This is a genomic window from Terrabacter sp. Root181, from assembly GCF_001428505.1.
Classification (GTDB): Bacteria; Actinomycetota; Actinomycetes; order Actinomycetales; family Dermatophilaceae; genus Terrabacter.
The window spans coordinates 524309-537172 of record NZ_LMHU01000001.1 but is presented as its reverse complement, the minus strand read 5'-3'; the positions used below and the strand labels follow the sequence as shown (position 1 = coordinate 537172).

Here is a 12864-nt window from a genome sequence, read left to right as displayed (position 1 = left end):
CTGGGCGCGCTGCGCGCCGGGGCGACCTCGCTGCACCGTGCGCTGCAGGTCGCATCCGAGACCGCCCAGCTGCCCGATCCGGACGTGACCACCGTCGCCGAGGCCGTGCTCGCCCCGTCCCGCGACGGGCAGCCCGTGCCGCAGCGGACGTTCACCGCGCGGCTGCGGCGGGCGGTCGCGTCGGTCGACGCCCGCGGCAGCCAGGAGCGGCACGCGCACGCCCGGTCCCGGCGCGGGGTCTTCGGCCGCCTCACGCAGGACGGGATGGGCTGTCTCACCGTCACCACCGACGCCGCCACGATCGCCGCGGTCCTGGACCGCCTCGACACGCACGCCCGTGGCCGGCGCGGGGCCGGGGACCCCCGCACCCTCGACCAGCTCCGCGCCGACCTCGCCACCCACGCCCTCCTGCACGCCACCAGCCACCCCGGAGCCACAACTGGGGACGTCCCCGCTCCGGCGCCGGGTGCCGCATCAGGCGCGGCGCCCGGCGCGGTGTCCGGCGCGGTGTCCGGCGCGGTGTCCGGCGCGGTGTCCGGCGGGGCGGCGGCGCTGGCGTGGATCGTCGTGCCCTTCGAGGTCGCGATCGGCGAGCGCGACACCGCCTGCGAGCTCCCCGGCCACGGCTGGGTCACCGCCGCCCACGCCCGCGAGATCATCACCCGCCCCGGATCGGTCTGGCGCACCTTGCCCNGATCGGGCTCTACCAGCGCGCTGGGTTCGTCGACCCTTCGAGGTCGCGATCGGCGAGCGCGACACCGCCTGCGAGCTCCCCGGCCACGGCTGGGTCACCGCCGCCCACGCCCGCGAGATCATCACCCGCCCCGGATCGGTCTGGCGCACCTTGCCCGTCGACCTGCGCACCGGCCACGCCCTCACCCGCCCCACCACGGCGTACCGGCCCACCCGAGCCATGGTCGAACACGTCCAGGCCGTCGACGGGGTCTGCCGCGGACCCGGCTGCCAGGTCCCCGCCACCCGCTGCGACCTCGACCACGAGACACCGTGGCCGCGCGGCGAGACAGCGGTCGGCAACCTCCACGCCAAACACCGCTGGCACCACAACACCAAGACCGACGGCATCTGGACCTCCCGACCAGTCCCCGACGACGGCCCGGACGACAGTCTCGATGACGGCCTCGAATGGACCACCCTCACCGGCCGCACCCACACCACCCACCCCAAGAACNGAGACAGCGGTCGGCAACCTCCACGCCAAACACCGCTGGCACCACAACACCAAGACCGACGGCATCTGGACCTCCCGACCAGTCCCCGACGACGGCCCGGACGACAGTCTCGATGACGGCCTCGAATGGACCACCCTCACCGGCCGCACCCACACCACCCACCCCAAGAACTGGCGCGACGGCCTCGAGCCCCCACCACCACACCCACCACGACAGCCACACCCACACCCACACCTGCCGCCCGAGCGAACCGCCACACCAGCAGGGCTCACCCGATCCGAGGACGACCCACCACCCTTCTGAGCGCGCCGCGTGGTCTTGTCAGGCGTGCAGGCTCGCGACGTGCTCACGTGCCCGCAGCAACCACGCGCGGCGCTCGGCGGACGGCATGCCGGCGGGGAGGCTGCGGTAGGCCTTCATCTGCCGGTCGCCCATCCTCACGACGCCCGAGCCCGGCGCGGCGGCGAGCTCGCTGAGCGCATCGGGGCCGAGCTTGACCCCGACCACGTCGTCCATCGCCACGGCGAAGACGTGCCCGTCCACGAGCGCGGCGAGGGTGCCGAACATCGGGCGCAGCTCCACCCCGGGCTCGTCGCGGAGCAGGGCCCGCAGGTCAGCGGGCCCACTCGGTTCGGTGGTGGGCGTGGCCATCTCGTCCGCTACTTCTTCGGCTTCTTCACCTTGGGCGGGAGGGTCGCGACGTGGTCGCGGGCGCGGTCGACCCACGTCGACTGGTCCTCGTCGGTGAGGTCGGCGGGGAGCGACAGGTAGCCCCCCATCGGTCGGCCCTCGGGCCCGAAAGGTCCACTGCCCGGCATCGCCCGCAGCTCGGCCAGCCCCGCCTCGTCGAGCCTGACCCCGACGTTCGGTCCGAAGAGCCCGGCGAACATGTTGCCGTTGACGAAGGCGCCGAGGCTGCCGAACATCGGCTTGACCTCCACCCCGGGCGCGGCCGTCACGAGGGAGCGGAAGTGGGCCTTGGCCTCGTCGCTGTGCTTGGGCATGTCCATGGCTCCATGACACCACCGCGCCCGTCGCGTTGACCACCGGCCGGGCGGGGCTGGGCGGGCTGGGCGGCGCCGGGCGGGCCCGGCCGGGTCACCGTCGCGGCGTAGAGTCGAAGGGTGGTCCGGCACGAGCCGGACCGCCACCCCCTCAGAGGAGCGTCTCACCGTGCGTGACACGCCCGCCCACGCCACGGAGTCCGGTCCAGCCAGGCCGGAGTCGCATGACGAATGACGGTCTCGGCCCGGACCCGCGGCACCGTGCCGCCATCCTCGCGGCCCTGACCCGTGGCATCGCGCGCGACGTCGACCGCCTCCCCCTGCCCGCTCGCCTGTGCAACGCCTTCGTCGACGTCTTCGGCGGCGCCGGGGCCGCCATCACCCTGGGCTACCACCAGCCCGACCGCCTGACGCTCTGCGCGACGGACCCGACGGTCGCACGCCTCGACGGCCTGCAGGAGGTGCTCGGCGAGGGCCCCGGCTGGGACGCCTTCACCTCGCGGCGCGTCGTGACGGCCGACCTGCGCCACCCCACGCCGTGGGAGCACTTCTCGTCGACCGCGCGTCAGGAGCTCGGCGAGCTCTGGGTCTGCGCCGCACCGATGCGACCCGATGACCGCGCCCTCGGCGTCGTCATGGTCTACGACGAGTCACCCGAGGCCATCGGCGGCGACCCCGTCCTCGCCCAGTTCCTCGCGGACGCCGTCGGCGCCGCGCTGCTCGGTCACGACGCGCTGCTCACCGACGACGTCGGCCCGTGGGTCGTGCGCCAGCAGGTGCACCAGGCCGTCGGGATGGTCGTCGCGCAGCTGGGGATCAGCCCGGTGGACGCCATGGCGGTGATCCGGGCCCACGCCTATTCGCAGGACACGGACGTGGAGGCGATCGCAGCGCTCGTGCTCGACCGTGCTCTCGACTTCTCCGACGCGGGCCCGACGACGAAGGACCCCGCATGAACCCGAAACCGACCAGCCAGGTCCTCGCCGAGGCGACGGCCGCCATGGTCGACCGACACGACGTCACAGACCTGCTGACGCGCCTGTTGCGCGACGGCTCGTCCTCGCTCGGCGTCGACGCGATGGGGCTCATCGTGCAGGCGCCCGACGACACGCTCGAGCTCCTCGTCTCCACGTCGCACCGGGTCGCCGAGCTCGAGGCCCTCCAGGTGGGCCAGGACGAGGGGCCCTGTGTCGAGTGCTACCGCTCGGCATCGCCGGTGGTCGCCCTCGGCGCCAGCGTGATCCAGCTCCGCTGGCCGGTCTCCGGCGAGGCGATCGTGCGCGCCGGCTTCGGCGCCGTGCACGCCTTTCCCTTGGTGTGGCACGGGCGGGCCCTCGGCGCGCTCAACATCTTCACGCAGAGCGACGCCGCCCTCGACGAGTCCCAGCGCGAGATGGCGCAGGCGTTCACCGACATGTCGACCATCGTCATCCTGCAGACCCAGTCGATCGACCAGCGCCAGATCACCGAGTCCCTCCGTGAGGCGCTCCTCGGTCGTGTCGTCATCGAGCAGGCCAAGGGGGCCCTCGCCCACCTGCAGGGCGTCGACACGGCGACCGCCTACGAGCTGCTCGTCACCGAGGCCGTGCAGCGTGCGACGTCCGTGACCCAGGTGGCCCAGGACGTGCTCACCCGGGCACAGCGACAGCGGACCGGGAGCTGACCGGTCGGACGACCGCCAGGAAGACCGCGGCGACGAGCGCCGTGACACCGCAGATCGCCCACACCGTCAGGTAGCCGGAGAGCGACGCGTGCGCCGTCGCCTCCGCGTCGACCGTGCCCGTCGAGGCGAGGGCGATGGCGAAGACGCTCGAGGCGAAGGCCCCGCCGATCGTCTTCGTCGTGTTGGTCATGCCCGTCGTCAGGCCGGTGTGGGTCGGTGGCGCCTGGGCCGCGGCGGCCGTCGGCAGGCCCGCGACGAGGGCGCCCGACCCCAGGCCGGCAATGACCATGTTCGTCATCGTCTGGGCGAGGGTGTCGTGGAACGGCAGGAAGAGCAGGTAGCCCGCCGCGACGAGCACGGCCGCCACGACCATCGCCACGCGCGTCCCGGTCCGGTGCGCGAGCAGGTGGAGCAGCAGGGCGCCGACGGCGAGCGACAGCACGTAGCCGCCGATGATGATCGACACCTTGCCGGCCGACGCGCCGAGGCCGTAGCCCGTGACGGCCGGGTCCGTGCGCGCGAAGGTGGACAGCGGGATCTGGGCACCCAGGACCGAGACCCCGAAGAGGAAGGCCGTCGCCTGGACCGGCCACTGGCCCCGCGCCCCGAGGATGCGCAGGTCCACGAGCGGCTCCGGGTGCGCGAGCTCGGCGCGCGCGAACGGCACGAGCGCGGCGAGGCCCGCCACGACGAGCGCCCACGGCCACGGGCTGCCCGGGCCGACGACGCGCAGCATGACGAGACCGCCCATGACGAGCCCGAGTGCGAGCGTGACAAGCCAGAAGCCGCGCCAGTCGACCGAGCCGTGCGCGAGCACCGGCGACTCCTCGACCCCGAACCAGATCGCGACGAGGGCCAGCGTGACGACGACGGCCGGCAGCGCAAGCAGGGCCGTCATGCCGAGCGACTCGGCGAGGGCACCGCTGGTCAGCGCACCCGCGATGACGCCGAGCTCGAGTCCCGCGACGAGCAGGCCGGCCGCACCGCGGACGCGCCGCTCGGAGCCGCCGGTGCGGCGGTGGATGATCGCAACCTCCATCGGCAGCCACACGACGTAGAAGCCCTGGATCGCCCACGCGACGAGGAAGAGACCGAAGGTCGGGGCGAACGCCACACCCCACGACGCGAGCGCCGTGACGACCGTCGACAGCAGGAGCACCTTGCGGTGTCCGATGAGGTCTCCGAGCCGCGCCAGGAGCGGGACCACGAGCGCGGACACGATGAGCTGGGCGGCCTCGAACCAGTTGACGTCCGCGTCCTTGATCGACAGGTGGCGCGCGATGTCGGTGAAGATCGGGGTGTAGTAGCCCTGCAGCACGCCGCTCGCGAGCTCGACGCAGATGAGGAAGCCGACGACCTTGGTGATCGGGCTGCGGGCCACGGCCCGGGCGGCGTCAGAGACGGCCGTGCTGTCTGACATGCGGATCCTGTTCTCTCTCAGGCTGCTTCGACTAGAGCTGTTCGATGAGGCGGCGGTACCACGCGACGCCGTCGTGGAGGTCGGTCACGCCGATGCGCTCGTCGACGCCGTGGATCGAGGCGCGCTGCGCGTCGGTCATCCGGAACGGCGTGAACCGGTAGACGCGCGGCCACAGGCGGTGGAAGTGGCGCGAGTCCGTGGCCGCGAGCATGACGTACGGCACCGCGACGGTCCCCGGGAAGACGTCTCCCACCGTCGACTCCAAGAGGGCGTATGCCGTGTCGTCCGTCGGCGACACCGGGCTCGGTTCGTCGCCGCTGACCAGCGTCACCTCGACGTGGGGGTCCTTGACGGTGCGGCGGATCCGCTCGACGGCCCCGTCGACGGTCTCCCCGACCATGACCCGCATGTTGACGTGGGCGCGCGCGGTCGCGGCGATGACGTTCGCGCCCGCAGACCCCGAGAGCTGGGTGACGGCCACCGTCGTGCGCGTCAGGGCCGCGGTCTCGTGACCGAGCCGTGGGAGGACCCGGGAGAGCACGGGGCGTAGGCGGCGCGCGTGGCCGAAGACCGCGGCATACGGCATACGCGCATGGGCGCCGGCGCGTTCGAGCATGTCGACGGTGGCGTCGGGCAGGTGGCTCGGGAAGGGCTTGCGCTCCAGGCGCAGGACCGCGCGCGCGAGCCTGCTCGTGGCGCCCATCCGGCGCGGCGCGGAGGCGTGGCCGCCATCGCCGCGGGCGGTGAGGTCGACGTCGACGGTGCCCTTCTCGGAGACCCCGATGACGGCCATGGGTGCGTCGACCCCGGGGAGGGCGCCCTCCACGATGGCGCCGCCCTCGTCGATGACGAACCACGGCTCGACGCCCCGCTCGCGCAGGATCGCGACGGCGTCCTTCGCAGCGCGCCCGGACACCTCCTCGTTGCAGCCGAACGAGAGCCACACGTCCCGACCGGGTGTGACGCCCTCCTCGATGAGGTCCTCGACCGCCCGGCACGTCGCCACGAGAGACCCCTTGCAGTCGAGCGCCCCTCGGCCCCAGACGTGCCCGTCGGCGAGGTCGGCCGCGAAGGGCGGGTGCGTCCACGCGTCGGGGTCGTCGACGGGCACGACGTCGAGGTGCGCCATGAGCACGACCGGCGCCTCGCGCGTCCGGCCCGGCCAACGCACGAGCAGGGCGTCGCCGCAGATGCGCTCGACCTCGCAGTCCGCGTGCAGGCGTGGGAAGCGCTCGCGCAGCTCGACCAGGAGTGCCTCGAACGTCGTCCGGTCCTCGCGCGCGGGGTCCCAGTCCGAGACCGTCGGGATGCGGATCAGCGCGCGCAGCGCCTCGACGGCGGCGTCGTCCCCGTTCATGCCCCGGAGCGTATGCCACGCTGACCGCATGGACTACGGACACGATCTGCAGTTCGGGGTGTTCGCGAGCCCCGACGCGTCACGGGTGCACGAGACACTCGAGCTGGCGCAGCTCGCCGACGTCGTCGGGCTCGACGTGTTCACCGTCCAGGACCACCCCTACAACGCCAAGCACCTCGACACCTCGACCCTGCTGACGGCGGTCGCCTCTCGCACCAACGCGATCCGGGTCGCGGCCAACGTGGCCAACCTGCCTCTTCGTCCACCCGTGGGCCTCGCCAAGCAGGTCGCGACCCTCGACGTCATCAGCGGCGGCCGCGCCGAGCTGGGTCTGGGCACCGGTGCCTTCTGGGACGCGATCGTGGCCGCGGGCGGCGAGCGCCGCACGCCCGGCGAGGCGGTCGACGCCCTCGTCGAGGCGATCCGTGTCATCCGGGGCGTCTGGGGGCAGGACCCGGACCGGCCCGGCGCGCGGTCGGTGACGGTCGAGGGCGAGCACTACGCCGTCGCAGGGATGCACGCCGGGCCCCTCCCCCTGCACCACGTCGAGATCTGGCTCGGCGCCTACAAGCCGCGCATGCTGCGGGTCACGGCCCGCCACGCCGACGGCTGGCTCCCGAGCATGGGCTACGCCGACCCCGACGCGCTCGGTGCGATGAACGCCGTCATCGACGAGGCCGCCGACCGGGCCGGGCGCGGGCCCCAGTCCATCCGCCGGATGTACAACGTCTTCGGCCAGTTCGGCACCGGCAGCGGCTTCCTCCGCGGCACGGCCGACGACTGGGCCGAACAGCTGGCTGGGCTCGCGTTGACGGAGGGCATGAGCACCTTCATCCTCGGCACCGACGACCCCGACGTCGTGCGCCGCTATGCCGACGAGGTCGCACCGGCCGCCCGCGCGGCGGTGGACCACGAGCGCGCCCGACGAGCCGGCGAGCCCCCGGCGCCGCACCGGACATCTCCCTCGACACCGGTGGAGGGGTCCGCTCGGCAGTCGCTCCAGGTGCGCCCGACCCCCGACCACGGCACCCGGCTCAGCGCCGGCCTGCCGTGGCGCGAGGACGACCGACCGGTGACCACGAAACCCGACGACGCGGCATACTCCCCCGCCGAGCAGGCCGTGCCGCAGCACCTCGTCGACGTCCACGACCACCTGCGCGGCGAGCTCGCCCAGCTGCGCGACGTCGTGGGGCAGGTGCGCCGCGGCTCGATGTCGACCGGGGCCGCCAGGTCGGTCATCAACACGATGGCGATGCGGCAGAACAACTGGACCCTGGGCGCCTACTGCGAGACGTACTGCCGTCTCGTGACCGGGCACCACACCCTCGAGGACCGCAGCATCTTCGTCCACCTGCGCGGCGCCCAGCCCGACCTGGGACCCGTCATCGACCGGCTCGAGGAGGAGCACCACGTCATCGCCGACGTCCTCGAGCAGGTCGACGACGCGCTCGTCGGGCTCGTGGGCGCCGACGCCTACGGCCGCGCCGGGCAGGAGTCCCTGGACGAGATCCAGCGCGCCCTCGACCTGCTCACCGACACGCTCCTGTCACACCTCGCCTACGAGGAGCGCGAGCTGCTCCATCCGCTCGCCCGCCACGGGTTCGGCTGAGGAGCCAGGCCGCCGGTCTCAGGCGGAGGGCGCCGACGTGGCGGCGGCCGAGCCGTGCTCGAGCGCCTCGACGACGGCGCCGCAGAAGTCGGGCAGGTCGTCGGGGTTGCGGCTCGTGATGAGGTTGCCGTCGACGACGAGCGACTCGTCGACCCACTCACCTCCGGCGTTGCGGATGTCGGTCTTCAGGCTCGGCCACGACGTGAGGCGGCGGCCCGAGACGACGTCGGCCTCGATGAGGGTCCACGGGGCGTGGCAGATCGCCGCGACAGGACGGCCCGAGGCGACGAAGTCACGCACGAGCGCGACGGCATCGGCGTGGGTGCGCAGGTTGTCGGGGTTGGCGACGCCGCCGGGCAGCACGAGCGCGTCGTAGTCCTCGGCTCTCGCGTCGGCCACGGTCACGTCGACCGCCCGGGTGTCCGCCTTGTCGAGGTGGTCGAACATCTGCACCTCGCCGGCCTCGGGGCTGACGACGACGGCCTCGTGCCCGGCGTCGGTGACGGCCTTCCACGGCTCGGTCAGCTCGACCTGCTCGATGCCCTCGTTCGCGACGAGAAATGCGACTCGCTTGGCCACGTTGGCCCTCCTCTGGTCTCGGGTGACGTCGACCGCCACCCTCGGCTCCTACCCACCGGGCCCGCCCGTCTCACCCGACGTTCGACAGCGCGAGCGCGGGACACCGGTCGCGGTTAGGGTCGGCCCATGGCCAAGGACCTCGTGGTTCCGCTCGCGCCGAACGTCTGGCGCATCCCGCTCGTGCGCGACTTCGTCAACGGGTTCATCCTGCGCGACGACGACGGCCAGGTGACGCTCGTCGACATGGGGCTGGCCAGCTCGGGGCCCAAGGTCATCGCCGCCCTGGGCGCGATCGGGGCCGCCCCGTCCGACGTGACCCGCCTGCTGCTCACGCACGCCCACCCCGACCACGCGGGCGGTGCGGCGCACGTGGCCCGCGAGACCGGGCGCGGCTTCACGATCCACCACGGCGACGCGGCATACGCCGTCGAGGGGTCCTCGCCGCCGCGTGACCGCAGCTTCCTGCTCGGCCGGCTCATCGACCGCTTCTCCCGGCCCGGTCGCGACTTCGAGCCGCTCACGGTCGAGCGCGAGATGACCGACGGCGAGGTGCTGCCGATCGCCGGTGGCCTGCGGGTCGTGCACACGCCCGGCCACTCCCCCGGCCACGTCTCGCTGCTCCACGAGGAGTCGCGCACGCTGATCACGGGCGACGCCATCTTCAACGTCATGGGGCTGCGCTGGCCGGTCAAGGCGTTCTGCACCGACTTCCGCATGACGCAGCAGACCGCCCACCTGCTCGGCGAGCTCGACTACGACGTCGCGGCCTTCACGCACGGCACCGAGCTGCGCGACCGGCCGCGCGAGGCCATCCGGACCTTCCTCGGGAGGCACCGCCCGTCCTGACGCGACGGGCCGCGATCCACAGACCTGTCCACAACTGTGGACAGACCCTGTACACGCTGTGCCCCCGAGAATGGGTAGGTCCCCTGCGTGACCAACTTCGGATACACCCTGATGACCGAGCAGAGCGGCCCCAAGGACCTCGTCCGCTGGGCCGTGCGCGCCGAGGAGGTGGGCTTCGACCTCGCGGTCTCGAGCGACCACTACTCACCCTGGCTGACCGAGCAGGGACACGCACCGTACGCGTGGTCGGTGCTCGGCGCGGTCGCGCAGGCCACCGAGCGCCTCGAGCTCATGACCTACGTGACGTGCCCGACGATGCGCTACCACCCGGCCGTCGTCGCCCAGAAGTCGGCGACGATGCAGCTGCTCTCCGACGGCCGCTTCACGCTGGGCCTCGGCAGCGGCGAGAGCCTCAACGAGCACGTCGTCGGCGAGGGCTGGCCGGGCGTCGCGACACGGCAGGAGATGCTCGTCGAGGCGATCGAGATCATCCGGGAGCTGCACTCGGGTGAGCTCGTGACCCACCACGGTGACTACTTCGACGTCGACTCGGCGCGCATCTGGGACCTGCCCGACATCCTCGTGCCGGTGGCCGTCGCCGTGAGCGGCGACGCGTCGATCGAGCGCCTCGCCCCGCTGGCCGACCACATGATCGCGGTGCAGCCGGAGTCCGACCTCGTCGACACGTGGAACCGCACCGACGGGGCCGAGCGGATCGGCTCCGGCGCGCGCGCCATCGGCCAGGTCCCGATCAGCTGGGACCCCGACCGCGACGCGGCGGTGGCCCGGGCCCACGAGCAGTTCCGTTGGTTCGGCGGCGGCTGGTCGGTGAACGCCGACCTGCCGACCCCGGCGGGCTTCGCCGGCGCCACTCAGTTCGTGCGGCCGGACGACGTCGCGGCGTCGATCCCCTGCGGGCCCGACCTCGATGCGGTCGTCGAGGCCGTGCGCCCCTACTGGGAGGCCGGCTTCACCGACATCGCGCTCGTGCAGATCGGCGGGGACGCCCAGGAGCGCTTCCTCGACGAGGCCGCGGGACCGCTGCTCGAGAAGCTGCGGGCCGCCGCCGGGTGAGCCTCAGGCCGCCTGCTGGCCCGTCCGCTCGGCGACGAGACGATCGCGGCGCTTGGTGATGTCCGCGCACTCGAGGCAGACCTCCTCGGGGATGACACCGAGGCGCATGAGGCCGGAGAAGAGGATGCAGCCGACGCAGATGCCGAAGATCGACTCGAGCGCCGGAAAGAGCACCATGACGGCGCCGATGACGACGACGCCGGCGGTGGCCCCCGACGACCCGGTCACGAGCGCGACGACCCAGAGCACGGTCGCGGCGACCGTCATGACGGCTCCGATGGTCGCCGCGAACCGCTTGGGCGGGCCGGCCGTGGGTCGCTTGGGCGCGGAGACGGCGGGTCGGATCCACCGCTGGACGAGCCGGGCGATCGGGCTGGCCTGGGGTCCGAGCGCGGCCCGCAAGCTGAAGTCGACGGCGAGGACGGCGTAGAGCCACCACTGCTGCGTCGCGAGGGCGATGACGCCGATGACGAGCACGACGGCCGCGATGAGACGGACCGTGACGTCGTCGACGACAGCGGGGAAGCGCGAGGAACTCATCCCCACATTATTGACTACATAAGGTCGGGTTATGCAACCTTCGGCCAGCATCCGGACCTCAGCGGGTCCGCAGGACCCGCAGGGCGATGACCGCGCAGGCCACGAAGAGCACGGCGCCGACGCCGGCGACGACGCCGAGGCTCGTCGTGAAGGCGCCCTGCGCGGCCGTGACGAGCTCGTGGGCGGCCGCGGCCGGCAGCGTGGTCGCGGTCCGGACGGCGCCGGCGAGGGAGTCGAGCGCGGCGGTGGTCGCGTCGGACGCGTGCGTGGCGGCATACGGCGCCAGCTGGTCGCGGTAGACGAACGTCGCGAGCGAGCCCAGCCCGGCGATGCCGATGGCGATGCCGAACTCACCGGAGGTCTCCGACATCGAGGCGACCGACCCGGCACGCTCCGGCGGCGCCGACTGCATCATGACGCCCATCGTCAGCGTCGACGGGAGCATGATCCCGAACGAGGTCAGGCACATCCCGAAGACGAGCAGGCCGAGGCCCTGGGCGGGGCCGACCTGCGTGTAGAGCGCGAGACCCGTGGCACAGACGACCAGTCCCGTGGCCATGGTGCGCGCGGTGCCGAGCCGCTGGGCGATCCGCGCCGACGACGACGCGCCGATGAGCAGGGCGATGTTGGCCGGGAGCATCCACAGGCCTGCACCGAGCGGGTCGAGACCCGCGACCAGCTGCAGCCACTGGGAGCTGAGGAACGACACACCCGCCATGACCACGCCACCGACGAGCATCACCGCGAGCGCCGTGGAGAAGGCGCGGCTGCGGAAGAGCGCGAGGTCGACGAGCGGGTTGGCGATGCGTCGCTGGCGACGGACGAAGACGATGCCGAGCGCGCAGCCGACCGACATCGTCAGCAGGGCGGTCGTCGTGTCGCCGCCCCGGGCGATCTCCTTGAAGCCGTAGATGACCGGCAGGATCGCGGCGAGCGACAGCACCGAGCTGGCGACGTCGACGGGCGCACCGGCCCGGCGGTCGGACTCCGGGAGCACGCGGCGACCGACGACGACGAGCAGCAGCATGAAGGGGACGCCGAGCAGGAACGCCGATCCCCACCAGAAGTGCTCGAGCAGGACGCCGCCGACGAGCGGGCCGACGGCCATGCCGCCCATGAAGCACGAGTACCAGACGCCGATCGCCGTCATCATCGCCTTCTCGTCGGTGAAGATGGTGCGGATGAGGCCCATCGTCGACGGCATGAGGGTCGCGCCCGCGATGCCGAGCACGGCCCGCCAGAAGATCAGCTGACCGGGGGTGGAGGCGTAGGCGGCGGCCGCGCTCGCGATGCCGAAGGCCACCGCGCCGATGAGCAGGAGGCGCTTGCGACCGATCCGGTCACCGACGGCCCCCATCGTCACGAGGAAGCCGGCGAGCACGAACGAGTAGATGTCCAGCATCCACAGCTGCTGGGTCGTGCTGGCACCCAGGTCGGCGGACAGCTCCGGCAGCGCGAGGTAGAGGACGCTGACGTCGAGGGAGAGGAGCAGGGCCGTCAGGGCGAGGACCCCGAGGGCGAGCCACTGGCGGCGCGTCGACGTCGTGGTCGTCGTGGGCTGGGTCTGCGTTGTCGTCGTCAT

Annotated in this window: 12 protein-coding genes; 5 read left to right on the top strand and 7 right to left on the bottom strand. The window is 72.7% G+C overall.

Going from position 1 to position 12864, the window contains the following annotated elements:
- Positions 1 to 1511: 1511 nt before the first annotated feature.
- Both ASD90_RS02485 and ASD90_RS02480 read right to left on the bottom strand, forming a co-directional pair.
- Positions 1512 to 1841, bottom strand: coding sequence for a TfoX/Sxy family protein (locus ASD90_RS02485; protein WP_056751194.1), 330 nt, complete (start codon positions 1839 to 1841; stop codon positions 1512 to 1514).
- A gap of 8 nt (positions 1842 to 1849) precedes the next feature.
- Positions 1850 to 2200, bottom strand: a complete 351-nt coding sequence (locus ASD90_RS02480) for a TfoX/Sxy family protein (RefSeq protein ID WP_056751191.1) — start codon at positions 2198 to 2200, stop codon at positions 1850 to 1852.
- Between the two features lie 218 nt (positions 2201 to 2418).
- On the opposite strand from ASD90_RS02480, the gene ASD90_RS02475 reads away from it, so the two are divergent.
- Both ASD90_RS02475 and ASD90_RS02470 read left to right on the top strand, forming a co-directional pair.
- Positions 2419 to 3150 carry a GAF and ANTAR domain-containing protein gene (locus ASD90_RS02475; RefSeq protein WP_056751187.1) on the top strand — a complete coding sequence of 244 codons (732 nt, stop codon included), beginning with the start codon at positions 2419 to 2421 and terminating at the stop codon, positions 3148 to 3150.
- The gene (locus tag ASD90_RS02470; protein WP_056751185.1) at positions 3147 to 3857 is read left to right on the top strand and encodes a GAF and ANTAR domain-containing protein; all 711 of its coding nucleotides are present in this window, start codon (positions 3147 to 3149) and stop codon (positions 3855 to 3857) included. The genes ASD90_RS02475 and ASD90_RS02470 overlap by 4 nt, the downstream gene beginning before the upstream one ends.
- Here ASD90_RS02470 and ASD90_RS02465 read toward each other — a convergent pair.
- Positions 3823 to 5277, bottom strand: a complete 1455-nt coding sequence (locus ASD90_RS02465) for an MFS transporter (protein WP_056751178.1) — start codon at positions 5275 to 5277, stop codon at positions 3823 to 3825. The genes ASD90_RS02470 and ASD90_RS02465 overlap by 35 nt on opposite strands.
- A gap of 31 nt (positions 5278 to 5308) precedes the next feature.
- Positions 5309 to 6634: a M20/M25/M40 family metallo-hydrolase gene (locus ASD90_RS02460; RefSeq protein WP_056751174.1), complete on the bottom strand. Its 1326-nt coding sequence runs from the start codon at positions 6632 to 6634 to the stop codon at positions 5309 to 5311.
- A 28-nt stretch (positions 6635 to 6662) separates the two neighbouring features.
- On the opposite strand from ASD90_RS02460, the gene ASD90_RS02455 reads away from it, so the two are divergent.
- Positions 6663 to 8243, top strand: a complete 1581-nt coding sequence (locus tag ASD90_RS02455; protein WP_056751172.1) for an LLM class flavin-dependent oxidoreductase — start codon at positions 6663 to 6665, stop codon at positions 8241 to 8243.
- 18 nt (positions 8244 to 8261) lie between these two features.
- Here the strand turns inward: ASD90_RS02455 and ASD90_RS02450 are convergent, their stop codons facing one another.
- A complete protein-coding gene (locus tag ASD90_RS02450) occupies positions 8262 to 8822 on the bottom strand; it encodes a type 1 glutamine amidotransferase domain-containing protein (RefSeq protein WP_056754274.1) in 561 nt (186 codons plus the stop codon).
- A gap of 126 nt (positions 8823 to 8948) precedes the next feature.
- On the opposite strand from ASD90_RS02450, the gene ASD90_RS02445 reads away from it, so the two are divergent.
- Together ASD90_RS02445 and ASD90_RS02440 are read left to right on the top strand one after the other, a co-directional pair.
- Complete coding sequence (locus ASD90_RS02445; RefSeq protein ID WP_056751169.1) at positions 8949 to 9668, top strand: MBL fold metallo-hydrolase; 720 nt, start codon at positions 8949 to 8951, stop codon at positions 9666 to 9668.
- Positions 9669 to 9755: 87 nt separating this feature from the next.
- Complete coding sequence (locus ASD90_RS02440; RefSeq protein WP_056751166.1) at positions 9756 to 10742, top strand: LLM class F420-dependent oxidoreductase; 987 nt, start codon at positions 9756 to 9758, stop codon at positions 10740 to 10742.
- Between the two features lie 3 nt (positions 10743 to 10745).
- On the opposite strand, the gene ASD90_RS02435 is transcribed toward ASD90_RS02440, so the two are convergent.
- The gene (locus ASD90_RS02435; protein WP_056751163.1) at positions 10746 to 11282 is read right to left on the bottom strand and encodes a DUF4395 domain-containing protein; all 537 of its coding nucleotides are present in this window, start codon (positions 11280 to 11282) and stop codon (positions 10746 to 10748) included.
- A gap of 58 nt (positions 11283 to 11340) precedes the next feature.
- A complete protein-coding gene (locus ASD90_RS02430) occupies positions 11341 to 12864 on the bottom strand; it encodes an MFS transporter (protein WP_056751160.1) in 1524 nt (507 codons plus the stop codon).

Excerpts from the sequence above, each read along its gene's own strand:
- ASD90_RS02485 (WP_056751194.1), bottom strand. The coding sequence starts at position 1,841 with ATGGCCACGCCCACCACCGAACCGAGTGGGCCCGCTGACCTGCGGGCC.
- ASD90_RS02480 (WP_056751191.1), bottom strand. The coding sequence starts at position 2,200 with ATGGACATGCCCAAGCACAGCGACGAGGCCAAGGCCCACTTCCGCTCC.
- ASD90_RS02475 (WP_056751187.1), top strand. The coding sequence starts at position 2,419 with ATGACGAATGACGGTCTCGGCCCGGACCCGCGGCACCGTGCCGCCATC.
- ASD90_RS02470 (WP_056751185.1), top strand. The coding sequence starts at position 3,147 with ATGAACCCGAAACCGACCAGCCAGGTCCTCGCCGAGGCGACGGCCGCC.
- ASD90_RS02465 (WP_056751178.1), bottom strand. The coding sequence starts at position 5,277 with ATGTCAGACAGCACGGCCGTCTCTGACGCCGCCCGGGCCGTGGCCCGC.
- ASD90_RS02460 (WP_056751174.1), bottom strand. The coding sequence starts at position 6,634 with ATGAACGGGGACGACGCCGCCGTCGAGGCGCTGCGCGCGCTGATCCGC.
- ASD90_RS02455 (WP_056751172.1), top strand. The coding sequence starts at position 6,663 with ATGGACTACGGACACGATCTGCAGTTCGGGGTGTTCGCGAGCCCCGAC.
- ASD90_RS02445 (WP_056751169.1), top strand. The coding sequence starts at position 8,949 with ATGGCCAAGGACCTCGTGGTTCCGCTCGCGCCGAACGTCTGGCGCATC.
- ASD90_RS02435 (WP_056751163.1), bottom strand. The coding sequence starts at position 11,282 with ATGAGTTCCTCGCGCTTCCCCGCTGTCGTCGACGACGTCACGGTCCGT.
- ASD90_RS02430 (WP_056751160.1), bottom strand. The coding sequence starts at position 12,864 with ATGACGACGACAACGCAGACCCAGCCCACGACGACCACGACGTCGACG.